21 protein-coding genes and 1 pseudogene are annotated in these 24,583 nt (G+C 55.2%); 15 read left to right on the plus strand and 7 right to left on the minus strand.

What is annotated here, in order from left to right; genetic code table 11:
* From ACR0NY_RS00005 to ACR0NY_RS00035, 7 genes and pseudogenes are all read left to right on the plus strand, one after another.
* The coding region (locus tag ACR0NY_RS00005; RefSeq protein ID WP_480771278.1) for an IS6 family transposase at positions 1-449 on the plus strand (449 nt) is incomplete at its 5' end.
* Positions 450-894: 445 nt separating this feature from the next.
* Positions 895-1,116 (plus strand): annotated as a pseudogene (locus ACR0NY_RS00010) (integrase core domain-containing protein); the annotation flags it as partial.
* A gap of 304 nt (positions 1,117-1,420) precedes the next feature.
* Positions 1,421-2,995, plus strand: coding sequence for an ABC transporter substrate-binding protein (locus tag ACR0NY_RS00015; RefSeq protein ID WP_093964990.1), 1,575 nt, complete (start codon positions 1,421-1,423; stop codon positions 2,993-2,995).
* A gap of 55 nt (positions 2,996-3,050) precedes the next feature.
* Positions 3,051-4,604 carry an ABC transporter substrate-binding protein gene (locus ACR0NY_RS00020; protein ID WP_170368214.1) on the plus strand — a complete coding sequence of 518 codons (1,554 nt, stop codon included), beginning with the start codon at positions 3,051-3,053 and terminating at the stop codon, positions 4,602-4,604.
* Positions 4,605-5,573: an ABC transporter permease gene (locus tag ACR0NY_RS00025; RefSeq protein ID WP_093964992.1), complete on the plus strand. Its 969-nt coding sequence runs from the start codon at positions 4,605-4,607 to the stop codon at positions 5,571-5,573. It abuts the gene before it with no gap.
* Entirely contained in the window at positions 5,570-6,484 is a 915-nt protein-coding gene (locus ACR0NY_RS00030) for an ABC transporter permease (RefSeq protein WP_170339357.1), read from the plus strand. Before ACR0NY_RS00025 ends, ACR0NY_RS00030 begins: the two co-directional genes overlap by 4 nt.
* A complete protein-coding gene (locus tag ACR0NY_RS00035; RefSeq protein ID WP_170339355.1) occupies positions 6,481-8,169 on the plus strand; it encodes an ABC transporter ATP-binding protein in 1,689 nt (562 codons plus the stop codon). The genes ACR0NY_RS00030 and ACR0NY_RS00035 overlap by 4 nt, the downstream gene beginning before the upstream one ends.
* A 604-nt stretch (positions 8,170-8,773) precedes the next feature.
* Here the strand turns inward: ACR0NY_RS00035 and ACR0NY_RS00040 are convergent.
* Positions 8,774-9,541, minus strand: coding sequence for a VOC family protein (locus tag ACR0NY_RS00040; RefSeq protein WP_254432853.1), 768 nt, complete (start codon positions 9,539-9,541; stop codon positions 8,774-8,776).
* Positions 9,542-9,545: 4 nt separating this feature from the next.
* Positions 9,546-10,628, minus strand: coding sequence for a ribosome small subunit-dependent GTPase A (gene rsgA / locus ACR0NY_RS00045; protein WP_170368216.1), 1,083 nt, complete (start codon positions 10,626-10,628; stop codon positions 9,546-9,548).
* 549 nt (positions 10,629-11,177) lie between these two features.
* Here rsgA and ACR0NY_RS00050 point away from each other — a divergent pair.
* From ACR0NY_RS00050 to ACR0NY_RS00070, 5 genes are all read left to right on the plus strand, one after another.
* Entirely contained in the window at positions 11,178-11,474 is a 297-nt protein-coding gene (locus ACR0NY_RS00050; protein ID WP_093964997.1) for a putative quinol monooxygenase, read from the plus strand.
* Between the two features lie 20 nt (positions 11,475-11,494).
* On the plus strand, positions 11,495-12,922 hold the full coding sequence (locus ACR0NY_RS00055; protein ID WP_170368217.1) for an adenylate/guanylate cyclase domain-containing protein: 1,428 nt from the start codon (positions 11,495-11,497) through the stop codon (positions 12,920-12,922).
* Positions 12,923-13,228: 306 nt separating this feature from the next.
* The gene (locus tag ACR0NY_RS00060; RefSeq protein WP_170368218.1) at positions 13,229-14,461 is read left to right on the plus strand and encodes an alpha/beta hydrolase family protein; all 1,233 of its coding nucleotides are present in this window, start codon (positions 13,229-13,231) and stop codon (positions 14,459-14,461) included.
* Positions 14,462-14,782: 321 nt separating this feature from the next.
* Positions 14,783-16,126: a metal-dependent hydrolase family protein gene (locus ACR0NY_RS00065; RefSeq protein ID WP_170368219.1), complete on the plus strand. Its 1,344-nt coding sequence runs from the start codon at positions 14,783-14,785 to the stop codon at positions 16,124-16,126.
* A 43-nt stretch (positions 16,127-16,169) separates the two neighbouring features.
* Positions 16,170-16,985 carry a CHAP domain-containing protein gene (locus ACR0NY_RS00070; RefSeq protein ID WP_367646338.1) on the plus strand — a complete coding sequence of 272 codons (816 nt, stop codon included), beginning with the start codon at positions 16,170-16,172 and terminating at the stop codon, positions 16,983-16,985.
* Between the two features lie 598 nt (positions 16,986-17,583).
* On the opposite strand, the gene yghX is transcribed toward ACR0NY_RS00070, so the two are convergent.
* From yghX to ACR0NY_RS00095, 5 genes are all read right to left on the minus strand, one after another.
* On the minus strand, positions 17,584-18,474 hold the full coding sequence (gene yghX / locus ACR0NY_RS00075; RefSeq protein WP_093961643.1) for a YghX family hydrolase: 891 nt from the start codon (positions 18,472-18,474) through the stop codon (positions 17,584-17,586).
* Between the two features lie 89 nt (positions 18,475-18,563).
* Positions 18,564-20,087 carry a malonate--CoA ligase gene (locus ACR0NY_RS00080; protein ID WP_170368220.1) on the minus strand — a complete coding sequence of 508 codons (1,524 nt, stop codon included), beginning with the start codon at positions 20,085-20,087 and terminating at the stop codon, positions 18,564-18,566.
* Entirely contained in the window at positions 20,084-21,382 is a 1,299-nt protein-coding gene (locus ACR0NY_RS00085; protein WP_170368221.1) for a malonyl-CoA decarboxylase, read from the minus strand. The genes ACR0NY_RS00080 and ACR0NY_RS00085 overlap by 4 nt, the downstream gene beginning before the upstream one ends.
* Before the next feature lies 1 nt (position 21,383).
* Positions 21,384-22,058, minus strand: coding sequence for a GntR family transcriptional regulator (locus ACR0NY_RS00090; protein WP_480771279.1), 675 nt, complete (start codon positions 22,056-22,058; stop codon positions 21,384-21,386).
* A 33-nt stretch (positions 22,059-22,091) separates the two neighbouring features.
* Positions 22,092-22,478: a YciI family protein gene (locus ACR0NY_RS00095; RefSeq protein ID WP_170368222.1), complete on the minus strand. Its 387-nt coding sequence runs from the start codon at positions 22,476-22,478 to the stop codon at positions 22,092-22,094.
* Between the two features lie 84 nt (positions 22,479-22,562).
* Here ACR0NY_RS00095 and ACR0NY_RS00100 point away from each other — a divergent pair, with 84 nt between their 5' ends.
* From ACR0NY_RS00100 to ACR0NY_RS00110, 3 genes are read left to right on the plus strand one after another with little or no spacing between them, the layout of a single operon-like run.
* Complete coding sequence (locus tag ACR0NY_RS00100) at positions 22,563-23,447, plus strand: fumarylacetoacetate hydrolase family protein (protein WP_170339334.1); 885 nt, start codon at positions 22,563-22,565, stop codon at positions 23,445-23,447.
* Positions 23,444-24,109, plus strand: a complete 666-nt coding sequence (locus tag ACR0NY_RS00105; RefSeq protein ID WP_170339332.1) for a malonic semialdehyde reductase — start codon at positions 23,444-23,446, stop codon at positions 24,107-24,109. The genes ACR0NY_RS00100 and ACR0NY_RS00105 overlap by 4 nt, the downstream gene beginning before the upstream one ends.
* Positions 24,110-24,127: 18 nt before the next feature.
* Positions 24,128-24,583: an OsmC family protein gene (locus ACR0NY_RS00110; protein WP_170368512.1), complete on the plus strand. Its 456-nt coding sequence runs from the start codon at positions 24,128-24,130 to the stop codon at positions 24,581-24,583.

Consider the following 24,583-nt stretch of genomic DNA (forward strand, 5'->3'; position numbering starts at 1 on the left):
TCGTAAAGGTGAATGGCAAGCGACATTATCTGTGGCGTGCAGTAGATCACGAAGGTGAAGTGCTGGAAGCAGTTGTCACCAAGCGCCGAAACAAGGCTGCAGCCCTAAAATTCCTCAGGAAATTGATGAAACGGCACGGTTGCGCCAAGGAGGTCGTCACAGATCGCTTCGCTTCCTACAAGGCTGCGCTCAGAGAAATAGGCGCGTTCGAAAAACAACAGACGGGCAGGTGGCTCAACAACCGCGCCGAGAATTCACACCTGCCGTTTCGACGACGCGAACGCGCGATGCAGCGTTTCAGGCGCATGCGAAGTCTACAGAAATTCGCCTCCGTCCATTCCTCCGTCTACAATCACTTCAACCAGGAAAGATCGCTAGCCAGTCGAGACACCTTCAAGCAGACCCGCGCCGCCGCTCTTAGCGAGTGGCGTCAGCTTTGTTCCGGATAGGTTCGCGGTTTCCGCGGCAAACTGAGACTGGTTCGAATTCGTCTGACAGCACCTTCCGGATAGGTTCGCGGTTTTCGCGGTAAACTGAGACTGGTTCGAATTCGTCTGACAGCACCGCCACTCACTCCTACCTTTCGGCACTGATTTTTTCGCCACGAAATCCTGTCGATATTTCTGTGTGGTGGGCCGCCCTGCCTCGATCAGAGAAGATTCCAAAAAGTACAACTAGGGCACGGTTCTGACGCCAGTCTCGGTTCCGTATTTTCGCGGGGTTGCTTTGCGCGGGTTTTCCCTGATTGCTGGGAGTTTACAGTGAATTTCGGCATCTTTGGCGGAAATTCCTGATTGCGCCTTTGTGGTAACGTTATGATATCAATAATTTACGCCCCAAAACTCCCTAAACTGTGGAACCGGGAAACTTTTTCACGGTAACAGGGAAGCTCTGCGCCGGAGCTGGGTCGACAACCGGATGATCGAACGGCTGTGGCGGTCGCTGAAATACGAATGCGTTTTCCTGAACGCGTTTGAGACCGGCTCAGAGGCACGGGAGGGAAACGGGCGCTGGATCGACTATTGCAACGCTGATCGGCCCCACTCGACCCACGGCATCTTGACCCCGAACGAGGCTTATGTGACCAAACCTGAATCCAAGAAAACGGCAGCCTGAAACGAAACCAAGATACACCTTAATCTAGGCTGCAAACTGGTCAAAAGGTAGGACCACCTCTGCTTGATTATTGCGGTTTGTGTTCGTCTCTTCTGAGTAATAGACACTTGATGCGGTGTTTTTTGGGAGAGTGGCTGTCCTTCTAAAATCCCGGGTCGCTTATGTTTAGCAAATCAGCACCGAGTTGAACGATTGACATGCATTCGCAGTTGGTATGCTATCCGCAACCATAACGTTAACAGAAATTTGCGACACAGTATCGTGAATTCAATGCGGTTAAACGACTGCAACATGGGAGAAAATAATGAAAAATCCAATACTCGTACTGACGCTGTTGATGACGACGACGTCTTTGGCCAGTGCCGAAACTCTGCGTTGGGCGCGCTCGGGGGATGCGCTGACGCTTGACCCGCATTCGCAGAACGAAGGGCCAACGCATACCGTGCGCCACCAGATGTATGAACCTCTGATCATTCGCGATACGAGCGGTGCATTTGAGCCTGCGCTTGCGACTGATTGGGCCCCCAGCGAGAGCGATCCGAATGTCTGGGTGTTCAACCTGCGTCAGGGCGTGAAATTCCATGACGGCGCCGATTTCACCGCAGAAGACGTGGTGTTCAGCATCAACCGTGCGAAGCAGCCTAACTCGGACATGAAAGAACTGATCAATTCGATTGTCGAGGTACGCGCTGTCGACGACCACACGATCGAGATCGAGACGGACGGTCCGAACCCCATTCTGCCTGCGAACCTCACCGACCTGTTCATCATGGACAAAGGCTGGACCGAGGCGAATAACGCGGTCAACGTTCAGGATTTTGAAGGCGGTGAGATCACCTTTGCGACCGTCAATGTGAATGGAACCGGCCCCTACAAACTGGTCAGCCGCGAACCGGACGTCAAAACGGTGATGGAGCGGAACGAGGATTATTGGGGGCGCGATCAGTTCCCGATGGCGATCAGCGAAATCATCTATACACCGATCCAGAATGATGCGACCCGCGTTGCGGCGATGTTGTCTGGCGAGGTGAACTTCCTTCAGGATATGCCGGTGCAGGACCTGGACCGGGTGAATGCTGTGGACGGTTTGGTCGTAAAACAAGCGCCGCAAAACCGGGTGATTTTCTTTGGCATGAACCAAGGCGCGGACGACATCGAGGCGGATAACGTCGATGGCAAGAACCCCCTTGCCGACGTCCGCGTTCGTCGGGCCATGTCCAAAGCGATCAATCGAGATGCCATCCAACAGGTGGTCATGCGCGGTCAGTCGCAACCTGCCGGGATGATCGCCCCGCCGTTCGTGAACGGCTGGACTGCCGAGATGGACAGTGAAAGCGGAACGGACGTTGAAGGCGCAAAGGCGCTTTTGGCCGAAGCGGGTTATCCGGACGGTTTCTCGATCCGGCTGGATTGTCCCAACGACCGTTACATCAATGACGAAGGGATCTGTCAGGCCGCTGTAGGGATGCTGGGTCAGATTGGCATCACTGTGAATCTGGATGCCAAACCGAAAGCACAGCATTTCCCGCTGATCACGGACGGAAAGACCGATTTCTACATGCTGGGCTGGGGCGTTCCGACGTATGACTCGGAATACATCTTCAACTTCCTAGTCCATGGCCGTGAAAGCGACATTGGGACGTGGAACGGCACCGGGTATGACAATGATGAGTTGGATGCCAAGATCAAGTCGCTGGCCTCGAACACGGATCTCGTCGCGCGAGATCAAGCGATCGCCGAGATCTGGCGCGTGGTGCAGGATGAACAGCTGTATATTCCGATCCACCATCAAGTGTTGAACTGGGGTATGGCTGAAAACCTGGACATCAACGTTGATCCTGAAGATCAGCCTATGGTCAAACATTTTGGCCTGAACTAAGAAACGTGGCCGGGCCTCGGGATGCGGGGCCCGCCACCAAAGAGTGGGAGCTATCATGAAACGTCTGACCACTGCCGCGCTATTCTGCGCGCTTGCCTTGCCCGTCGCAGGCGAAGAGTTCACGTTTGCCGTTACAACGGACCCGCAAACAATGGATCCTCATGCTGTCAACTCTGCCCCGGTTCTAGGTTTCTTGAACAATGTCTACGAAGGGCTTGTGCGCCGGGGCAAGGACATGACCATTGAACCGGCGCTGGCCACGAGTTGGGAGACCATCGGGGACGGAGCTGGATGGCGGTTCAAACTGCGCGAGGGCGTAACGTTTCATGATGGTTCTGAATTCAATGCGGATGACGTGATCTTCTCGTACCAGCGGGCGTCTGACGAAAATTCGGACACACGCAGCTGGTTCGCGCCCGTCAGCGAGATAGTGAAGGTTGACGACTACACCGTCGATGTCATGACCACCGCGCCGAACCCGATTTTCCCGGACAGCATTGCCAACTGGATGATCATGGATAGCGGTTGGGCCGAGGCAAACGACGCAGCACTGCCTGACAAAGAAACGGGCAACTATGCGACCCTGAACGCCAATGGCACCGGTGCTTTCCGAGTTACCGCGCGAGAGCCGGGCCTGCGCACTGTTCTGGAACCGTTTGACGGCTGGTGGGACACAGCAGAACACAACCTGACCCGCGCTGAACTGGTGCCAATCCAAAACCCGGCGACCGCTCTGGCGGCTTTGTTGTCTGGAGATGTGGACTTCATCAACCCGGTCCCAATTCAGGATGTGGCTCGGTTGCAAGGCAATCCGGATGTGAAGGTCATTCAGGGCGTCGAAGCGCGCGTGATCATGTTGGGCTTTGATCAGCAGGAAGGCGCGAGCGAAGCCGGGCAGGTTGGCTCGGACCTGTTCCGAGATGTGCGCGTCCGCGAGGCGGTGGCAAAGGCAGTAAACGTTCCCGCTATCCTGCAAACCATCATGCGTGGCAATGCTGAGGTGGCGAGCCAGTTGGTCAGTCCTGCGATGCGCGGCTATTCGGCTGCGAACGCGGATCCCTATGTCTACGATCCCGAGGGTGCCAAAGCTTTGCTGGCTGAGGCTGGCGCTGAGGGGGCCGAGATCAGCTTTAAGTGCCCCAACAATCGCTACCTGAACGACGAAGCCGTTTGCCAGGCGATCACCGCCATGCTGTCTCAGGCCGGGCTGAACGTGACGCTCGATGCGATGCCGGTTCAGAACTACTGGCCCGAACTGCGGGCAGACAATTTTGACATGTATCTGTTGGGTTGGTCACCCGGCACGTTCGATGCCGAGCATCCCGTGCGTTTCCTCGCTTCGACCCCAAATGAGGAAAAGAAGTTGGGTTCGTGGAATTTTGGCGGCTATTCGAACGCTCGCGTGGATGAATTGCTGCCGCTGATCCAGTCCGAGATTGACGAACCCACACGTCAGGCAATGCTGGACGAGGTGGCAGGTATCCTGCACGACGAGGTGGCCTATGTACCGCTATACGTTCAACCGTTGGTCTGGGGCGCGCGCAGCAATATCGAGCTGACACAACGGCCCGACAACTTCTTCCTTCTGCGCTGGGTAACGGTCAACTAAATGCTGTCATACATTATCAGGCGTGTGGCTCAGTCGGCGCTGGTTCTGTTCGTAGTGGGCCTGGTCGCCTTTTCCATGTTCCGCTTTGTCGGCGATCCGATCGACAATATGCTGGGACAAGAGCGGACCATGGAAGATGTGGAACGTCTGCGGGCGCAGTTGGGGCTCGATCAGCCGTTTCCGGTGCAATATGTGAAGTTTCTGCAGGAAGCGGTACAGGGCAATTTCGGCGTCAGCTTCCGTCAAGGGCGTCCGGTCGCGGAAATCCTGGCCGAACGCGCTCCGGCAACGTTGGAACTGGCGCTGGTCTCAGCCGTGTTTGCCATAGTCTTGGGCATCGCGCTGGGTGTGTTCACCGCAATCCGGCGAGACGGGTTTGCAGCGAATTTCATCATGTCAGCCTCTCTGATCGGGGTGTCCCTGCCGACGTTCCTGATCGGGATCCTGTTGATTTACATCTTCTCGGTCGAACTTGGCTGGCTGCCCAGCTTTGGACGCGGAGAAGTCGTAGACCTGGGTTGGTGGAGCACCGGCTTGCTGACAAGCAGTGGCCTCAAGGCGCTGATCCTGCCCGCGATTACATTGGGTTTATACCAGATGACCCTCATCATGCGGCTGGTGCGCTCCGAGATGCTGGAAGTACTCCGGCAAGACTATATCCGCTTTGCCCGCGCCCGTGGGCTGAGTGACCGGACCATCAATTTCCGCCATGCGCTGAAGAATACTATGGTCCCGGTCATTACCATTATCGGCCTGCAACTGGGCGCCATCATCGCCTTTGCCATCATCACCGAGACAGTGTTTCAGTGGCCGGGCCTGGGCCTTCTGTTCATCAATGCAATCCAATTCGTGGATATCCCTGTCATGGCAGCATACTTGATGATGATCTCGGTCATCTTTGTCACCATCAACCTTGCGGTCGATATCCTTTACGCCTTTATCGACCCGCGCCTGAGGGTCAGCGCATGAGCCGTGTGAAACGCATTCTGGATAGCGACCAGTTCTACGCCTTCCGCCGCTCGCCTGTCGCCATGGTGTCGGCGACGGTGGCATTGATCCTGATCCTAGCCACGATCCTCGCACCACTGATTGCGCCGACAAACCCGTTTGACCCGGCCAGCCTGAACCTTATGAATGGCTTCACCCCGCCGATGGAACCCAATGCCTTTACAGGCGAAACCTTCGTAATGGGCACAGACGATCAGGGGCGCGATGTGTTCTCGACCATCCTCTACGGAATGCGGATCTCGCTATTCGTTGGGGTGGCGGCCGTTCTGTTCGCGATGGTTCTTGGGATCATACTGGGCCTGCTATCGGGGTATTTCGGCGGGTGGACCGAAACCATCATCATGCGCACGGCGGATGTGCAGCTGACTTTCCCATCGATCCTTCTGGCCATGCTGATCTTTGGGATCGCCAAAGGCATTACCCCGGTGGAGTATCGCGACCAGATGGCGATTTGGGTGTTGATTCTGGCCATTGGACTGTCCGATTGGGTGCAGTTTGCTCGGGTAGTTCGGGGCGCAACGCTGGTTGAGAAGAACAAGGATTACGTCGCCGCCGCTCGCATCATCGGGCAAAGCCCGCTGACCATCATGCTGCGCCATATCCTGCCCAATGTGCTGTCACCGGTGCTGGTGATCGCGACTATCTCATTGGCGCTGGCTATCATTGCCGAGGCGACGCTTAGTTTCCTTGGCGTTGGCGCGCCACCGACACAGCCCTCGCTGGGGACGCTGATCCGCATCGGGCAGGGCTTCCTGTTCTCGGGTGAGTGGTGGATTCTGTTCTTCCCGGCATGCACCCTGCTGGCATTGGCGCTGAGTGTAAACCTGCTGGGCGACTGGCTGCGTGACGTTCTGAACCCGAGGCTGAAATGACCGATCCAGTTCTTTCGATCCGCAACCTGACAGTGGAAATCCCCACTCGCCACGGCATCTTTAAGCCGGTCGAGCATGTGACCTACGATCTGCATCCTGGCGAAATCCGAGGCGTCGTCGGCGAAAGCGGTGCTGGCAAGTCCATGACCGGCAATGCCGTGATCGGCCTGCTGGATCCCCCGGCCCACGTCTCCGAAGGTGAGGTCTGGCTGAACGGTCGCCGGATTGACGAACTGGACGCCGAGGACAAACGCCGAATCCGAGGCAAAGAGATCGGCATGATCTTTCAGGACCCGTTAACCTCGCTGAACCCGTTGTTCACCGTGGGTGAGCAATTGGTCGAGACGATCCAGCTGCACCTCGGCCTTTCGGCTTCCGAGGCCAAAAAGCGCGCCATTGCGCTGCTGGATCGAGTGTCCATCCCAGACCCGGCGGACCGTTTCAACCAGTATCCACACCAGTTTTCCGGCGGGATGCGTCAGCGGGTGGTAATCGCGCTTGCACTCTGTACCGAGCCCAGCGTTCTGATCGCGGACGAACCCACAACGGCCTTGGATGTGTCTGTCCAAGCGCAGGTGCTGGATCTGATCAAGGAACTGGCGAAAGAGCGTCAGGTGGGCGTGATCCTCGTCACCCACGATATGGGCGTTATCGCCGACACCACCGACTCGGTGACCGTGATGTATTCCGGTCATGTGGTTGAAAGCGGTACGACTGATCAGATCCTCGGCGCACCGAAACATGAGTATACCAAATCTCTGATTGCCGCCGTGCCGCGGCCGCATACCAAAGTCGAGCGTTTCCCAGTGGTCAATTATGGCGAGCGGGAAAGAACCTTCAAGATCGAAGATCTGGCGGCCCATTGGGACAAGACCGATCTGTCGAAATCCGGCAAACTGCTGGAAATCGAAAACATAACTAAGACGTTCCTGCAAAAAGGCGGGCTGCTGCCATCGCAACGCAAGTACTTCACTGCCGTCGATCAAGTGAGTTTCGACATTCGCGACGGAGAGGTTTTCGGCCTTGTCGGCGAAAGTGGCTCTGGCAAGTCCACAGTCGCCCGGATGATTGGAACACTCTATCCCGTGGACGGTGGGCGGGTGATCTTTGATGGCGAAGACGTCACAGTGATGGAGGCAGAGGCCCTGCAAGCCTACCGCCGCCAGATCCAGATGATCTTTCAAGACCCGTTCTCCAGCCTTAACCCCCGCATGAGGGTCGGGGACCTCGTGGCTGAGCCCATTCATCATCACAAAATCCTGCCCAAGCCCGCTATTGAACCGCGCGTGCGCGAATTGCTTGACTGGGTTGGCCTGGCCAAGGACGCGTGGCGTAAGTATCCACACGAGTTTTCTGGTGGGCAGCGTCAGCGCATTTGTATTGCTCGCGCCCTCGCAACTCAGCCCCGTTTTCTGATCTGCGATGAGCCGACCAGCGCCCTGGACGTATCCATTCAGGCGCAAATCCTGAACATTCTCAAAGACCTGCAAGAACATCTGGGCCTGACTATGCTCTTTATCAGCCATGATCTCCCGGTCGTACGTCAGATGTGTGACCGGGTGGGCGTGATGCGACATGGGAAGCTGCTTGAGGTTCAGGAGACGGACTCGTTGTTCGAAGCACCAGAGCATCCGTATACACGGGAACTCTTGGACTTGATGCCACGGCTGAAGCAATTGGCATAACCCTAACGGTTTGGTTTTGCATCGGTTATTCCAGAAGTAGTTGTTTGAGAGGTGCTCGCGCAAGCAATCAACGGTAGTTTGAACTCAAACACCGACTTGAGTTGGCCCCATCGCAAAGCGTCTGGTACTCGTTATCGACCCAACTTCGGACCCGGACGAAGCTGAATGAAATGCAATCTCGGTCAATGAGGTCTGCGTCGCAAAAAGCGTGATGGTGGCCGCCGAGTGACCCAAAACAAACCCCATTCTCAGGCCTAAGTGACTCATCTGTGTCGAAGTCGCAGCCGACGGCAGTAATGCGGTTTGCGACTTCAGAATTCAGGATATCCCTTGAAAGACAGCTTTCCGCGCCTCACCAAACATCTCGACACGGCAGTACGCGAGACTTGTAGGGGACTAGGTGTCGGTCATTGGTTTCAAACCGAGCGGCTACGGCACACACCCCCTATGCCGGACCAAAGCATCGGAGAACTGACCTCAGAAACAAGTCTGCGGCTGGATTCCAACCAATACACTGTCCACTAGCGCGCATAAGCGCTGAGTTCCGGACCTTGCAGAGCGGAAAATATCCGCTCTGCAGTTCCTGAATAGAATCTGCAGGTGGCTAGAAAGGGTTTGCCTGCTTGCCGCCGAACGCAAACGGCACTCCGTCCGGATCACACAGGATGGGGATTTGAGCTTGAACGGATTCGCTTAAGTTCAAGGAGGCCGGATGCGCCCCCTTGGTTTCAGCGGCACGGAAGGCGTCAGGGACTGAAGCAACTTTTAGGCTCGGGACCCAAGATGCGTTTGAGGCGGTTGCCCAAGTCGCGGCATGCTGGATTGCAACAAGACGGCCCCGAGGCCCGAGGAGAGTGGCGCAATCCTGGTCCCGATCGGGAGACACCTGCCATCCGAAGAGTTCGATGTAGAACGCCTGCGGAAAGCCATCATCGTTGCTGATATACACTTCAGGGCCAAACTGCCGTCTCGGCACGGGGAAACTGTGCCGAGACAGCGAAATCCCCACCAAAGCGCCGAGCGGATCGCGAACGAGTGCGTTGCGCCCGATGCCCGGCACCTCGAATGGCTCCCGAACAATTTTGCCTCCGAGCGTGTCGACGCGCTTGGCCGCCAGGTCCACGTCGGGGACCTCGATGTAGGCGACCCAGCCCTTCGCTTGCTCGGGCGGCGTCTCGATCAAACCCGCGCCCGCTTCGTCACCGGAAAGGGCGAGGACGAAATCCTGCTCGCCGCCACCCCATGCAAAATCCGATGCCCGCTCGACTTCATAAGACCAGCCGGCGACGTGCTGGTAGAATGCCATTGAACGCGCCCTGTCCGGTGTGAAAAGGTCATGCCATACGATTTGACCGGCCTTCGACTGTGTCATCGCCTTACTTCCTGACATCTTTGAGTTTTTTGACTCCGCGGACCATCTTCCCGAACGCCTTGTCGCGCGACCTGCGTTCCGCAAGACTCGCCGAGTTAAACGCATCTTCGGCCATGAGCTTGCGCCATCTGCGAAGCCGATCGCTATCAAGAACACCCTCATCGATAGCCTTCAGAACAGCGCATTCCGGCTCAGAATCGTGCTGACAGTTCTTGAATCGACACTGCGCGGCCAACTCCTGAATGTCGGCGAAAAGATCATTGATACCTTCCGCTGCATCGGTGAGCTGCAGTTCCCGCATGCCCGGACTGTCCAAGACCAGACAGCCATTGGGCATAGCATGAAGCTCGCGCCGCGTTGTCGTATGCCGCCCCTTTGCGTCGTCCTCACGAATGGTTTGGGTTTCAATGGACTGACTCTCGAGCAGCGCATTGGCCAACGTTGATTTACCAACACCAGATGAGCCGAGAAACGCCACCGTCTTGCCGGGTTTGCACCAGGGAAGCAGTTTTGTCCGGGGCGCGTCGCCGCGGGCGTCAAAGGCGACCACGTCGATCATGTCCGATACCGCGCGAGCAGCGTCGATATAGTTCTGCGGGTCTGTCACGAGGTCGGTCTTTGTGACGACGATGACGGGTGTCATCCGTGCCTCCAAAGCCAGAGCTGCATAGCGTTCCAGCCGGGCCACCTTGAAGTCCTGATTGCAAGACGTGACGATAAAGGCCGTATCAATGTTCGCCGCGATCAGTTGTTCCTGCCGGTCGGTTCCGGGCGCACGCCGCTTTATGAGGCTTGTGCGCTCAAGAACCCGACTGGAGCGCGGACGTGTGGAGTCCAGCATCAGCCAGTCTCCGACAGTTGCGTCGGCTCCCGGCGGAAGTACCGTATCTATGCCGTCACCGACGACATGCAGCCCATTGCGATGCACTTCGACAACGCGAACGGGAGGTGTCGCCGACAAGTCCTCTACGCTGATCTGTTGGGCGAAATACGTTTGCCATCCCAATGCCTGAAGGGGGCTGAGATTGGCGTGCGATCCGGCGTCGCGTGCGCGAAGCGGAAGGAAATCGGAGTAATCCCTGGTCATAGGGTGTTCACTTTCATGTCTCCGGCCCAAGTCAGATTTGGGCGCTGATGGTAGGAAAGAGTGCGCACATCGAAGAACTCCGTCCGCAACAAAGCGACGGCGGTGCTTCAGATCTTGAATATGCTCCGGGAGGCGCGCTGCCTCCCTTCCTTACCGGGACATAAAATCTCCATTTCAGATGAAGTGCACATAGGATGACTGCGGGCACAACACAACAGTTGACAAGTGATTTGGCGCACTTCTTCAGTTCTCTGTAGCGACCATTCAACACGAAGAAGACTGTGTGAGCTTTACCCCGTATCAGCCACTTACGCCAAAAACAGCTGTTGACCGCACCGAGCCAAAATTCCCCCAATGTCCGCCTTGGGCCGTTATCAGACATACCAACAAGCTGAATATTAGGCAGCTTCGTCTGCAAGGCGTTTGCTGAACTGAACTCACCGAGAGACGGCTCGGAGCCATAATCTGACACTCGCCATCGAGTATGCTAAGCTGGATCGTGTGAGGCACACATACATTCAGAAACCGCATCTTTTGGAGGACGGATGTATGATCATGCGCATTTTTCAGGTGACAACGCGGCCGGGAAAAGAAGAGGAGTTTGGCCGCTTTTTTCGCGACACTGCGATCCCGTTGATGAAAAGCACCCCTGGAATCGTGCACCTTTTTCCGGGTGCGCCGAGAGAGGATGCGCCACGAGAGTTCAGTTTCGTTATGGTTTGGGAGAGCCTGGAGGCACTGAAGTCGTTTGTGGGTGAGGACTATCAAAGTCCGCACATCGATCCAATAGAAGCAGACCTCGTCGAGTCTCGATCCATCAAGCACTATGACTTGGTCGACGGCTAATCGCGAACGGGAGGATCAGGATGTCGAAGGGTAGGGGGGAATCGCTGCCAGAACGCGTCCTTGATCCGAACGAACAGAAGGCTGAGGACTTGGCGGCCTTGGAACTCCGGTTGCGGGAGGCGCTGGATCGGCAAAGGGCGACTGCCAAAATCCTGGAGGTCGTCAACAGCTCTATCAAAGACCCTCAGCCTGTCTTCAACTCGATTGTTGAAGCGGGTCAAACGCTTTTCCCAAAGTCGACAATCAGCATTGGATTACAGGACGGCGACAAACTGATATTGGGAGCAATTTCTGGTCCCGAACCGGCTGGCGTCGAGGCTTGGCGGCGACGATTTCCGGCGCCACTTCATCCAGAGACAATCCATGGACATGTCATTTTGAACGGCGAGGCGATTGATTTGCCGGACGTCGCCGCATCGAAAGACAGGTTTCGCATTGGGGCTGGAAACTTCCTCGCCTCAGGGTTTCAGGCAGTCACCATGGTGCCGATTTCACAAGGAGGACAAACCGTTGGAGCTCTCGCCGTGTTGAGGCATTCAACCGGAAAACTTCAAAAAGAGCAGTTCGATATTCTCACAACATTTGCGGCACAAGCGAACATCGCCTTGGACAACTTACACTTGCTGAGCCAGATGCGTGAAGCGAATGAAACTTTGACAAACCTGTCCAAACAGCTTGCCAAATACATGCCACCCCAACTCTACGAGTCAATCATTGCCGGTGACCAACAAGCGGCCATCGAAAGCCGCCGCCGAAAGCTCACGATCTTCTTCTCTGACATCGTCGACTTCTCCGAAATCACAGATCAACTCGAAGCCGAGGAGCTGACCACTTTGTTGAATGAGTATCTTTCAGCAATGTCCAAAATCGCCCTGAAGCACGGCGCATACTTCGACAAGTTTATTGGTGACGCCATGATGCTGTACTTTGGCGAACCCGAAAGCCTCGGGGTAGAAGAAGATGCCGCTGCATGTGTGCGAATGGCAATAGATATGCAACGCAACCTAAGTCACTTGCAAACGGAATGGCAGCGCAAAGGATTGATCGATAGACCATTTCGCGCTCGCATGGGCATAAACACTGGCTACTGCACGATTGGAAACTTCGGCTCGGAAGACCGGATGGACTACACGGCTATTGGACGCGAAGTGAACCTTGCTGCGAGACTTGAGGCCGAGTGTGATCCCGGAGGTCTCTTACTCGCTGCCGAAACCTATTCTTTGGTAAAAGACTGGCTTGAGGTTGAGGAACGAGAGCCTGTTCGAGTGAAGGGGTTTCAAAATCCCATTCGGACGTATGCTGCGACCGCGATTTATGAAAGTGCCGACCGCGATAGCCGCATTATTCACGAGGAAGATGAAGGCTTTTCTCTTACAGTTGATCGGGCTCGCATTAGCAAGGGGGCAATCCTCCGACTAAAGTCCCTTGTTTCAGGTTTGGGCGACTAGCCAAATTTTCGGTCACGGAAGCTCAGTCCAAAACTTGTAACCTCACCTCTTAAAAATGGCTGCACGACAATCGAAAGGCCAGTTTCCCGCCGCGTTGCGACGCCAGGACTTGCTTCATTGAGAATTCGCGTGTGCAAAGGACCACTTGCACGCGTGCAAGTGGGAACCAAAGGCCATGCCAACCATGCTTCACAAGATGGTGAGTATCAGGCTTGGCAGTCCAGAGAGATGAGTTGCACTAAACGCACCGTGTACTGTGCTAAAAAAGGATGGACTCGTATCACGTACAGAATCGGGGCATTCGTCATGCGCTTTTCTCTTGCCATCGCAACACTCGTTGTCTTGGCCACTCAGTCTTTTGCGCAAGACTCCGTTCTCATCGGGGACGCCCCGCTTCCTGCCGAAATTGCAATTGATGTAACGCTAGATTCTCCTTTTCTTGGAATTTGGACGGGGAGATGGGACTCTTGGAGAAGTCATATCCTCGTCGTCGAAAGCCGAGATGAGGATGGGTTGTTCAATGTTGTTTACTCGGTCGGACGTGGCCAGCATGGCCGCGGAAACTGGTTTCGAAGCAAGGCGCGTTTAGATGGGAACACTTTGGTGTTCACCGACAATGACTTCGCGGCGCGCTATTCAATTTCGGGTACCGGGCGACTGCGGGGCATCTATCCATCCGAGGATCGCGTTGCAATTCTCGAGCGACAAACCCTCTCAGAGGTCCTCGCGACGGCGAACCGCCAGTGGTTTGAGGTTGGAACGCGAGACTTCCTTGCGACGGAACTCCGAGAGGACGGCGCAACAGTCGAGCTTGCTGTGGCTATCTATAGACCTCCCGGTGATGGGCCTTTCCCGTTGGCTCTTGTTCATCACGGCTCAACCGGCTCTGGAACCGATCCGCAGGCCTTTGATCGATTCTTTTCCAACGACTGGCTTGCGGACGTTCTGAACTCACACGGTTGGATCGCCGCGTTCCCGCAGCGCCGCGGTCGGGGCGGGTCCGACGGATTGTATGACGAAGGCTTTGCTGAAGATCGGACCGAGGGCTATTCGACGGAGGCCCGGCTATCTTTGGCAGGGGCGGAACGTGCGCTGATGGATGCAAAAGCAGCGCTGCATGCGTTGCAGGAACGACCGGATGTGAGTGATGGATCGGTTCTACTGATTGGTTTCTCGCGCGGGGGCATTGTTGCCCTTATGCAGGCCGGCGACGATCCGGGAAACACCGCTGGTGTGATCAACTTCGTTGGGGGATGGATGGCAGAGGGCTCCGGTGATCCCCAAATCAATCCGACGCTCTTTCGACGTATTGGAACATTCGATGGGCCGGTGCTTTCCATCTATGGGGAAGATGACATGTTCTACAGCATCGAGCATTCCCTATCCAACCTCACCGCAATGGAAGCGATGGGTGCCAATAGTGAGACTCATATCGTGGCCGTTCCTGGCTACAACAAAGGTCATTGGGTATTGTGGTGGCCGATGCTCTGGGAAGAGATCGTCAGCGACTACATCCGGCGTCTTCAGGATCAACGTTGAAACAATGAATTGGATTGCGACCCTGTCAGTTCCGTGTTTTTTTCCAGATGCTTATGCGAATTTCCGTTTCTGTCTGGAAGCAAGCTTTACCGATATGATTGGGATTGCAGCTTCTGTCCGCGGAGAAGTCATACACTGAGTCTTGCCGGAAGACCGCTACGAGCCCAAAGCGGGCGTTCTTGCTACGTAGGATTACCTTCAGTTTAACGCCCAAATAGCTCGATACCTTACGTCACCCTCTTCATTAGGTTTACCAGATGGTTTTACAGGTGAGCCTGAGTTAGCCTTCAATAACTTCTTCGCCATCTTGAGGGTTCAGTTATGATCTCCAAACGCGTATTTTTGTCCAGCCTTGCATCGACCGCTGCGCTGGCGCTGGTGCCGGCGCGAGCCCGAGCTCAAGCTCCAGATGCAACGCTCTTCACGAACGTGCGTGTTTATGACGGGATGTCCGATGAGTTGACCGAACTCACGAGCGTTCTTGTCGAAGGGGAAATGATCAAGGATGTCTCGCCCGCTATTGATGCCGCGCCAGAGGTGCCGCGCATCGATGGAGATGGACGGACCTTGATGCCGGGGCTCCTCGACATGCATGTGCACCTGCAGTGGAACCAGGACCCTGCTGGCTTCCTGACGGCACGTCCAGATTACATTGCTGCATTGGCATTGAGCGAAAGTGAAGCCACCCTGATGCGTGGCTTTACCAGTGTCCGCGATACCGGTGGCGGCATTCTCGGTATGGCGCGCGCCATAGATGAAGGGCTTCACCCCGGCCCACGTATTCAGGCCTCGAACGCTGCGATTTCAATGACCGCCGGTCATGGCGACCTTCGGCCGCGATCCGTGCGTCCGAGAGCCTTCGGCGGGCCGCCGTTCACAGAAGCGGAGCGACTTGGGATCACACTTTTCGCAGACGGGGTTCCTGAAGTTCTGGCGGCTGCACGCGAGCAGTTCCGGCAGGGCGCGCACTTCATCAAAGTCTTTTCAGGCGGCGCCGTGACTGGCCTCTACGACCCATTGGATATCAACGAGTATTCGCCGGCAGAACTCGAAGCAGCAGTAGAGGAGGCCAAACGTTGGAACACTTACGCGACCTCGCACGCATACATGGACACATCGGTTCGGGCCGCCATTGAGGCAGGTTACCAATGTATTGAACATTGCAACCTCATGACGCCTGAGTCGATGGAGTTGGCCGTGGAAAAAGGGGTCTGGCTTTCAACCCAGGTTGGCTTTTTTGCAGCAGAAATTCCGGCAGGGTTCACACCCGCCCAGGCAGAGCGCCAAAAGATGGCGTTTGATGGTCTCGACGCCATGCTTCGATTAGCGCGAGAGTCCGGAGCTAAAATTGCACTCGGAACAGACTTCGTCGGATCGAGGCAAACGAAAGCAACGCAGTTGGAGGAATTGCAGCTCAGGACGCCATGGTTCAGCAACGCCGAGATTTTGCGGCAGGCAACTGGTCTAAATGGTCAGCTTTGGGACTTGACCGGCCCGCGTAATCCCTACCAGGCTGGTCCAGTCGGTGTCATCCAACCCGGAGCCTACGCCGATATTCTGCTCGTGGACGGAGACCCGATTGCCGACCTTACGGTCATGGGCTCTGCGGACAATTTCGATGTGATTATGAAGAACGGCAAAGCGCACAAGAACAATCTGGCCTGAGCCATTTGCCAAGGGTCAAGATAGACACTGGTGTTGCATGCGAATGACCGAAGAGTCCGCACAGCGGTTGCTCATGGCGAATGCAACAAATGACCGCTCTGAGCCCAAACTACCGAATGCTGCGCGATCGACCGACGGCGGCTGTGCGCAGAAAGCTGACTTTACAAAGTCTCGCGCTCGGCCCATCGAGGATGAATATCAACTGGCAGATTTCTGCCGGGAAACAGGCCGGGCTCTTTTCATAAGCCACAAGATCACCATAAAACTAGTCAACTCCACAAACCGTCAATGTAATTTCTTGAAAAACAGCGACAGCAAAACGAATACGAAACGGCCGCGCTTGCCCGGTGCTGCTCGCGCTGCGTTTGCGATGGGGCTTTTTGCTCTTGTTTCGGCCTGCGCTCAGGGCTCAAACGACGCGGATCTCGATCCAGAACGTCAGGCTATGGCATTGCGCCAGGTCTCTCAAAAACAAGCTCGAGGGCAAAGGGTGTGGTGCGTACCCTACGCACGTAACCTCAGCGGTATCGAAATTCGCGGAAACGCCAAGGACTGGTGGGGGAAGGCGCGCAATACTTTTGAGCGAGGCAATGAACCGGTTGTTGGTGCGGTCATGTCATTTCGAGCAACCCGAGGGATGCCGCTTGGTCACGTGGCTGTCGTATCCGATGTCGTCACTGACAGAGAAGTCATCGTGAACCACGCCAACTGGCACCGCAACAAGGTATCATTGAAAATGGGCGTCAAGGATGTATCCAAAAACAATGATTGGACATTGGTCCGCGTTGAAAGCCATCCGGGCCGGTATGGCAGCTTCTACCCGGTGAACGGGTTCATTTATCCCAAAGTTGGCGAATAATTTTATTCAATTGTGAACCGCATACTGTGCGTATCCGACGGATGGGTCACAAGCGGCTCAGCAGTGCACGCGGGCCAGTGACGGAAAAGGTCCGCAAATCGGATAATCTTCGCGGTAGAGCGAATGACCGCATCGAGCCCTCCGTAGAAGTGAATAATTTACGCTGCGAGCGCGCGTAGCAAGATTACCCGCCGCACCGCCGAAAATCACCCGCTGCATAACAGAGGAAAATGCGGACGTTCAGGCAGAACGCAGCGAGATTGCGATCCGGAATGACCGGGTCCCGGACCAAAACAACCGTTCGCGACATACTATGCAGCCAGTAAGTCGGATGCAAAATTGCAAAAACTCGCGGACGTTCACTCCTCCCTCTAAAATCACTTCAACCAGGAGCGATCTCTTACCAATCGAGACACCTTGAAGCTGACATGCAACGCTACCACTCGGCGAGTGGCGCGAGCTTGGTGCAGCAAAAAGGCAGCTATTTGGGGCTGGCCGAGAATGCTTTGGGTTTGTTTGATGACACTCTCTCGAAGCTTTTTGAACACCGAAGCGACGACAGGTTTTTGCCGTCGCTTCGCCATTCCGCGAACTCAGTTCAGGACTTTAGGTAGGTGTTAAACCAATCAATGGTGCGGTCCCAGGCCAAGTTTGCCATTTCCTCGTCATAACGAGGCGTGCTGTCGTTATGAAAGCCGTGGTTGGCATTTTCGTAGATGTAGGCCTCGTAAACCTTATTATTGGATTGCAGCGCAGCTTCGAATTCCGGCCAACCTGCGTTGATGCGTTCATCAAGCTCGCCCATCTGAATCAGCAACGGTGCCTGAATTTTAGCCACATCCTCAGCGGCCGGCTGCCGGCCATAGAATGGCACGCCGGCGGCCAATTCGGGGTAGGCCACGGCAATTGCGCTGACCACACCACCGCCATAGCAGAAACCTACAGCGCCAACTTTCCCAGTACAGTCTTCCCGGTTCAACAGGTATTCGAAGCCATTGAAGAAATCATTCATCAGCTCAACCCGGTCGACGGTCTTCTGCAACTCGCGCCCATCTGCGTCGTTGCCGGGGTATCCGCCAACCGACGTTAGGCCGTCAGGAGCCAGTGCCATAAAGCCTGCTTTCGCCAAGCGTCGCGCCACATCTTCGATGTAGGGATTCAGACCGCGGTTTTCGTGTATCACGAGCACCCCGGGCAGGGGTTCTTCCACACCAGCGGGACGAACAAGGTAGCCTCGGACATCACCCGTTCCGTTCGGAGAGGGGTAGGTTATGTAGTCTGCGTGGATATCGGGATCGTTGAACGACACCTGCTGTGCCAGCGCATAGTTCGGGCTGAGCATGTTCAATAACGCGGCAGCCGTTAAGCCGCCAACCGCGAATTTTCCGGCGCGGTCCAGAAATTGGCGTTTGGTGATCTTTCCGTGCGCATAATAGTCGTACAGATCCAGCAGTTCCTGATCGAAGTCTTTTGCTGTCATGCGAGTCATGGTCAATCTCCTGATGAGGTGGTGGTTCAATCCATGGGATACTATCAGTTCAAAGGGTTATGGTTTGTTCGAAGTTCTAGGCAGGTCGGCTAAGATATTGCCGATGCGGATTCCTTTTTTGTGTGCTGATCGCGCAGAACGTTCTTTTGGACTTTGCCCATTGTGTTTCGTGGCAACTCTTGGACGAGTTCGTAGCGACGCGGATGTTTGAAGCGCGACAGCCTTTCCCTGACGGTTGATGCAATCTGATCCGTGTCGAGCTCTAAGCCTGGCTCAGCAACCAGAGCGGCGATGATCTTTTCCCCGAAGTCGTTGTCAGGGACGCCAAAAACTGCCGACTCCAGTACGCCATCGATGTCGTTTAAAACGTCTTCGATTTCCTTAGGGTAGACGTTGTAACCGCCTGTGATGATGAGGTCTTTTGAACGACCTACAATCGACAGATAGCCATCCTCGCTGTATTTACCCAGATCCCCGGTGATAAAGAACCCATTCTCGCGAAGTTCTGCAGCGGTTTTTTCAGGCATCTGCCAATAGCCTTGGAAAACATTAGGGCCGCGTATTTCGATCATTCCTACCGCCCCTCTGGGCAGTTGCTCACCGGATTCAGGATCAGTGACGATCACCTCGATGCCGGGCAATGCCATTCCAACAGTTCCTGCGCGACGTTCGCCGATATAAGGGTTCGAGGTGTTCATGTTTGTCTCGGTCATACCGTAGCGCTCTAGGATGCGGTGGCCTGTGCGCGCTTCGAACGCCTGATGGGTTTCGGTCAGCAATGGGGCAGAGCCCGACACGAACAACCGCATGTTCCCCGCTATCTCTTTGGTGAAACCGTCATCCGCCAGCAATCGAGTGTAGAAAGTGGGGACACCCATTAGAAGGGTTGAATGCGGTAATTCCTCCAAGATCATTCCAATGTCGAATTTTTCCATCAGCCGAACCTCGGACCCGGCGACTAATGACGTGTTCATCGCCACGAAAAGCCCGTGCGTGTGAAAGATCGGCAGCGCGTGAACCAAGCGATCGTTGTTTGTGATACCCCACAAATCCGCGAGAGCTTGCGCATTGGACAAAAGGTTCTGGTGGCTCAACATTGCGCCCTTAGAGCGACCCGTGGTTCCCGACGTATAAAGCAAAGCCGCAAGGTCGTCCGGGGCGCGATCAACGGTTTCAAACTCGCGGGGCTGCGCGTCAGCCTGGCGGCTTAAGCTTGATATTTCACCACCAAGGGTAAGCAGCCTTGCGCCATACCGATCCGCCAGTGTTTTGATCTCGGCTGCGTCGTTGTCGTCGCAGACGATCACCGCAGGCTGGGCGTCAGATGCGAAGTAGTCCAATTCTGCCATTGTGTAAGCAGTGTTTAGCGGCAAATAGACAGCACCTGCCTGAACTGAAGCAGCATAGAGTGCAATCGTATCGGCCAACTTTGGGGCCTGCACAACGATGCGGTCGCCAGGAGAAACTCCGTTGTTCTGCAAAACATGCGCGATCTGTGCCGCGCGTTTCAGAAACGAGTCATATGACACTACCTCTCCGTCATCGAGTAGCAGGAACGGAACCTCGTTTCCCGCGTGGTGGGCAAACAAGCTGTCGTAGAGAGTGTTAGTCACGCTGGATTTTCCTCTGGTCTGGCCGCAAGTACTGCGGTTGAAGCCGCGCGCACGGAACGCGAGGTTTCGATTGTGGCGTGCGCCACAAATTCTTCGTGGTTACGTTCAGTCTTTTTCAAGTCGTAAAGGTAATTGACCATTGCGCCGCCGGATTGGGATCGTCCGTTCTGCGACGGATCGGCCCCGGCATGCAGTTCGTGAAGCTCGGCGCCATTGCCCAGGTGAAAGCGGGCCACAGGATCCAGCGGCATCCCATCTTCGCGCTTGGCGAGTAACAGGTATCGGGCGGCCATCGCCCGCACGTCCTGCGGAGGGGCTGTTCCCGCAAGTACGGCTTCGGCAGCATGGCCATGCTCGAGATGCCCTGTTTCGCCAGCTAACCATCGGTTCATACCAGGTATCGGAGACAAGGTCACAAATGTGTCGAGGCCCGGAAGCTCTCGCGAGAGTTCGGTCACAACCTGTTTGATCAGCAGGTTTCCAAAGCTGATACCCGTTAAACCCCTCTGGCAGTTTGAAATTGAGTAGAATGCGGCGATTGTTGCCTGTTCTGGTTCGATCGGTTCTCGAACTTCGGACAAAAGCACATCAATCGCGTTCGGAATCTCAGTCGTCAAAGCCACTTCGACAAAAATCAGCGGCTCATCCGGCATTGAGGGATGAAAAAACGCAAAACAGCGTCGGTCGGGCGGGAATAGCCGGCGCCGCAGGTCGTCCAGATCATGAATCTGATGGACGGCCTCATACGCGACGATCTTGTCCAGAACGCGGGCTGGTGTATCCCAACTGATTTGTTTGAGGACTAGAAAACCCCGGTTGAACCAGCTTCGCAGTAAATGCACAAAATCTACATCTGTGCGCTTGAGTTCGGGGTTGGATTTGAGAAAACGCAACAGGTCAACGCGCATTGCCACAAGCTCTTGCGTCGCGCCGGAAGGTTGATTCAGACGGCGCAGCAATTCTTGCCGTTTGGGTTCGGCCGCCTCGCTAAGCTTTTTATACAGATCTACACTTCTATACTCGGCATAATGACGCGCCGTCTCACACAGTTGATCCGCGTCTAACTCAAGCTGGTCATTCAAATAGGCGAAGAAGTCCAGTTTTTCCGGGTCGTCCAAGGTCTGGTATCGATCCAGTATCGTTGATGCGAGCGCGAAACCTGATACTTCACCTTCCGCAGATAAAAGTGCTTCACATAGCTCCGATACGGATCGCTTGTCATCTATGCCCCGCTTTTTGCCGGGGCGGTCGAACAGCTGATCAAGCAGATCGCCCAGAAACCAGTTCCGCTGCATTTCACGACTCCATCTGACTGCTCAGATAGTCACCTGTTCGACGGTAATGATCGATCAAATGCCGGGTTGCGCTTTCTGCATCTCGATCCAGTGCTGCGTCCAAAATTTCCTGATGCTCTGCGTTGATATCGCGCTTTTTGTAACTCGACCCGCCAGCCGCCAGATAACGATAGCGGATGTTCAGATCGTAAAGCTGCGAGCAATACCGCAAGAGTAATGGAAGCCTCGCATTGTCCAACAAGGCCATGTGAAACGCCTTGTGTGCGTCTTCAAAGTCGTGTGCCCCTTTTTGGCTCGCCTTCTTCATATGGTGGTGCCGCAAAACAAGCCTGTCTTCCCAGGCTGAGTTTGCATTGGCGATGGACGTACGCAACGCGGTTTCTTCAAGATTGCATCGCAACATAAGGATTTCCTCGAAGTTGCATTTGCTAACTGGTGCCGCCCTGAAGCCGCGCTGGTCAATTCGTTCCACCAACATATCCGATGTCAAAAGGCTTAGTGCTTCGCGAACCGGGCTTGCGCCGGTGTCCAGCATCCCGCGGAGCTGTTCGATCTTGAGCTTTTGACCGGGCGGCAGCTCGCCAGTCAGGATCATTTCGCGCAGTTTTCGATACGCACCATGAGTGGCGGATGTCTCTTTGCCCTCGGTATCAAGCATGGCATCCATGTCTGGCATTCCCTTCTTCGTGGCGCAGTCTATTGGGAGCTCTTAGCTGAGCGTGCTCGTTCCAGTCGATAGTCCGATTGAGATGTTCAGCGAGCCCTCGTTTATCAGCCATCGCCGAAGTACAAAGCTGCGTGCCCCGCTTTTGTGCATCGGGTCATTTTCTGCAAGCTTTCGGGCGGCTTCGAGACTGTCGGCCCTATAGATGATGAGGCCAATGCCCTGCATATGCTCGCCGGTTTCATCCGACATGGGACCTGCAAAAGCCAGCTGCCCCGAATGTTCAAGCTTCGCCTGATACGCCAGGTGATCCGGCAGTGAAGCCTTTACGTCTTCGGGCGCTTTAGCTGGCGAGCTCAATGCGACGTAAAGCTCCAAAGCAAGCGCACCGCGGCTTTTTGCTTCTGATTTGTAGTCTGCCCAAGCAACCATTCGCGGCCCCCAAAAATATCGATATTATTTGACATATGGCAAAATAGTCGGCAAAAATCAAGCAAGCTAACATGGAAGGTGACAATGAAATACCTGGTGGGAGAGACTTCGGAAGGCACAGCGGTTTTTGCCGTGAACGGTGAAAACGCAGTGAATCTAACGGCTTTGGACCCTGCCGTCGGTTCCGACTTGATGGGTTTGATCAGCAAGCCTGGCCTGGCCGACTCGCTGGCTGAAGAAATCACCTCGGCAGATAGTGTGCCGTTATCCTCAGTCACACCGGCGTTGCCCGTGGCGTCACCCGGCACGATCATTTGTATGGGTTTGAACTATACGGATCACATCAAAGAGGGCGGCTACGACATCCCCGAATATCCAACGCTGTTCATGCGCGGTAAGAATTCGATCATGGCGGCAGGCCAGCCTATGGTGCGGCCTGCGTGTTCGGAAAAACTCGACTACGAAGCCGAACTAATGCTGATCGTTGGAAAACGCGGCCGCCATATCTCGGAGCAGGACGCGCTGGATTATGTCTTTGGCTACACTGTATTCAACGATGGTTCGCTGCGGGACTATCAGCGCAAAACCGTTCAGTGGACGCCCGGCAAAAACTTTGATGACACGGGCGCGATCGGTCCTTTCACCGTGACGCCGGATGAGTTGCCGGAAGGGGCATCAGGTCTGAAGATCGAAAGCCGTGTGGGCGATGAAATCCTACAAAGCTCGAATACGGCCAACATGATCTGGGGGGTCCGGCAGGTAATTGCGACGATTTCGGAATATACCACTTTGGAGCCGGGGGATCTGATTGCGCTGGGCACGCCGCCTGGTGTGGGACACGCCAAAAAGCCCAATCCCCGTTGGTTGAAGCCCGGCGAAACCGTAGAGGTCGAGATTGAAGGCATTGGAATTTGCGCCAGCCCAGTCATTGACGAAAAAGACGCCAAGTCCAAGGTGGCCGCAGCATGACCGCACCAACCGGGGCAGAGCTGGAAGCACTTCGCGCCAAGGCGCAGCAAGATCATCGTGATCTGCGCGAGCGCATTCCGCGTTTGTCCGACGATGCAATTGCCTTGATCCTTCGCGAGTCCAGGTCTCACTATGCTTGGACCGACCAGCCAGTTTCTGACGATCTGCTCGAAGAGATTTATGACATCACGATCAACGGCGCGACCAGCATGAATACGCTGCCCGCCCGCTTCGTTTTCGTGAAAAGTGCCGAAGGAAAAGAGCGGCTTGCCAAGTCGTTGAAGCCAAAGAACGTTCCAAAAATGATGGATTCGCCGGTCACGGCGATCATTGCCTATGACATGGACTTCTGGAAGGAATTGCCTTTTCTTTTCCCGCACGAAGACCGACGGCCATTGTTTGAGAACAATCCCGAATATGTAGCCGATACAGCGTTTCGCAATGGAACGCTTCAGGGCGCTTACTTCATGATCGCCGCCCGAGCGGTAGGGTTGGATGTCGGTGCGATGTCAGGCTTTTCGAACAAGATCGTCGACGAGGAGTTCTTTGCAGGAACAACGCTCAAGTCGAACTTTTTGTGCAATCTGGGCTACGCAGATGAAACGGGACTGTTTCACAAGCTGCCTCGCTTCCCATTCGAAAAGGTTTGCTCTTATGCATGAGGAGGTGACCCAGTGGCCATGAAATTGAAACCTGTCGTCACGTACCGCACGACAGCTCAATGCCCGACGCGCGCGCGTACCGAAATTTCCATTCGTGATTTGGATGTTGTCGTCGACGAACCGGTCGAACGGGGCGGAACAAATCTTGGCCCGTCTCCGACCGAAACCGCGATGGCAGCGCTGATCGCCTGCACCAACGTCATTGGGCACAAGAATGCGCACCGTTTGGGAATTGATCTTGGCACAGTGACGATAGACGCGAAATGCAGGTTGGATCGGCGCGGCGTCCTAATGGAAGAAGAGATCGATGTTCCGTTTCCGGAAATCGTACTCACCGTAAATTGTGAAACACCCGCCAGTCAGGAGGAGCTGACACGCGTGGGTGAGGAAACGGCCAAATACTGTGCCATCGCAAAGCTGTTCGAAGCGGCAGGCACTGACCTGACCGTCAACTGGGTCAAAACAAGCAGCTAA

The organism is Ruegeria sp. BJ5 (genome assembly GCF_056537865.1).

Bases quoted from the DNA above. Each gene is read 5' to 3' on its own strand.
- ACR0NY_RS00015 (WP_093964990.1), top strand. From the start codon at position 1,421: ATGAAAAATCCAATACTCGTACTGACGCTGTTGATGACGACGACGTCT.
- ACR0NY_RS00020 (WP_170368214.1), top strand. From the start codon at position 3,051: ATGAAACGTCTGACCACTGCCGCGCTATTCTGCGCGCTTGCCTTGCCC.
- ACR0NY_RS00025 (WP_093964992.1), top strand. From the start codon at position 4,605: ATGCTGTCATACATTATCAGGCGTGTGGCTCAGTCGGCGCTGGTTCTG.
- ACR0NY_RS00030 (WP_170339357.1), top strand. From the start codon at position 5,570: ATGAGCCGTGTGAAACGCATTCTGGATAGCGACCAGTTCTACGCCTTC.
- ACR0NY_RS00035 (WP_170339355.1), top strand. From the start codon at position 6,481: ATGACCGATCCAGTTCTTTCGATCCGCAACCTGACAGTGGAAATCCCC.
- ACR0NY_RS00040 (WP_254432853.1), bottom strand. From the start codon at position 9,541: ATGACACAGTCGAAGGCCGGTCAAATCGTATGGCATGACCTTTTCACA.
- rsgA (WP_170368216.1), bottom strand. From the start codon at position 10,628: ATGACCAGGGATTACTCCGATTTCCTTCCGCTTCGCGCACGCGACGCC.
- ACR0NY_RS00050 (WP_093964997.1), top strand. From the start codon at position 11,178: ATGATCATGCGCATTTTTCAGGTGACAACGCGGCCGGGAAAAGAAGAG.
- ACR0NY_RS00055 (WP_170368217.1), top strand. From the start codon at position 11,495: ATGTCGAAGGGTAGGGGGGAATCGCTGCCAGAACGCGTCCTTGATCCG.
- ACR0NY_RS00060 (WP_170368218.1), top strand. From the start codon at position 13,229: ATGCGCTTTTCTCTTGCCATCGCAACACTCGTTGTCTTGGCCACTCAG.
- ACR0NY_RS00065 (WP_170368219.1), top strand. From the start codon at position 14,783: ATGATCTCCAAACGCGTATTTTTGTCCAGCCTTGCATCGACCGCTGCG.
- ACR0NY_RS00070 (WP_367646338.1), top strand. From the start codon at position 16,170: ATGACCGAAGAGTCCGCACAGCGGTTGCTCATGGCGAATGCAACAAAT.
- yghX (WP_093961643.1), bottom strand. From the start codon at position 18,474: ATGACTCGCATGACAGCAAAAGACTTCGATCAGGAACTGCTGGATCTG.
- ACR0NY_RS00085 (WP_170368221.1), bottom strand. From the start codon at position 21,382: ATGCAGCGGAACTGGTTTCTGGGCGATCTGCTTGATCAGCTGTTCGAC.
- ACR0NY_RS00090 (WP_480771279.1), bottom strand. From the start codon at position 22,058: ATGCCAGACATGGATGCCATGCTTGATACCGAGGGCAAAGAGACATCC.
- ACR0NY_RS00095 (WP_170368222.1), bottom strand. From the start codon at position 22,478: ATGGTTGCTTGGGCAGACTACAAATCAGAAGCAAAAAGCCGCGGTGCG.
- ACR0NY_RS00100 (WP_170339334.1), top strand. From the start codon at position 22,563: ATGAAATACCTGGTGGGAGAGACTTCGGAAGGCACAGCGGTTTTTGCC.
- ACR0NY_RS00105 (WP_170339332.1), top strand. From the start codon at position 23,444: ATGACCGCACCAACCGGGGCAGAGCTGGAAGCACTTCGCGCCAAGGCG.
- ACR0NY_RS00110 (WP_170368512.1), top strand. From the start codon at position 24,128: ATGAAATTGAAACCTGTCGTCACGTACCGCACGACAGCTCAATGCCCG.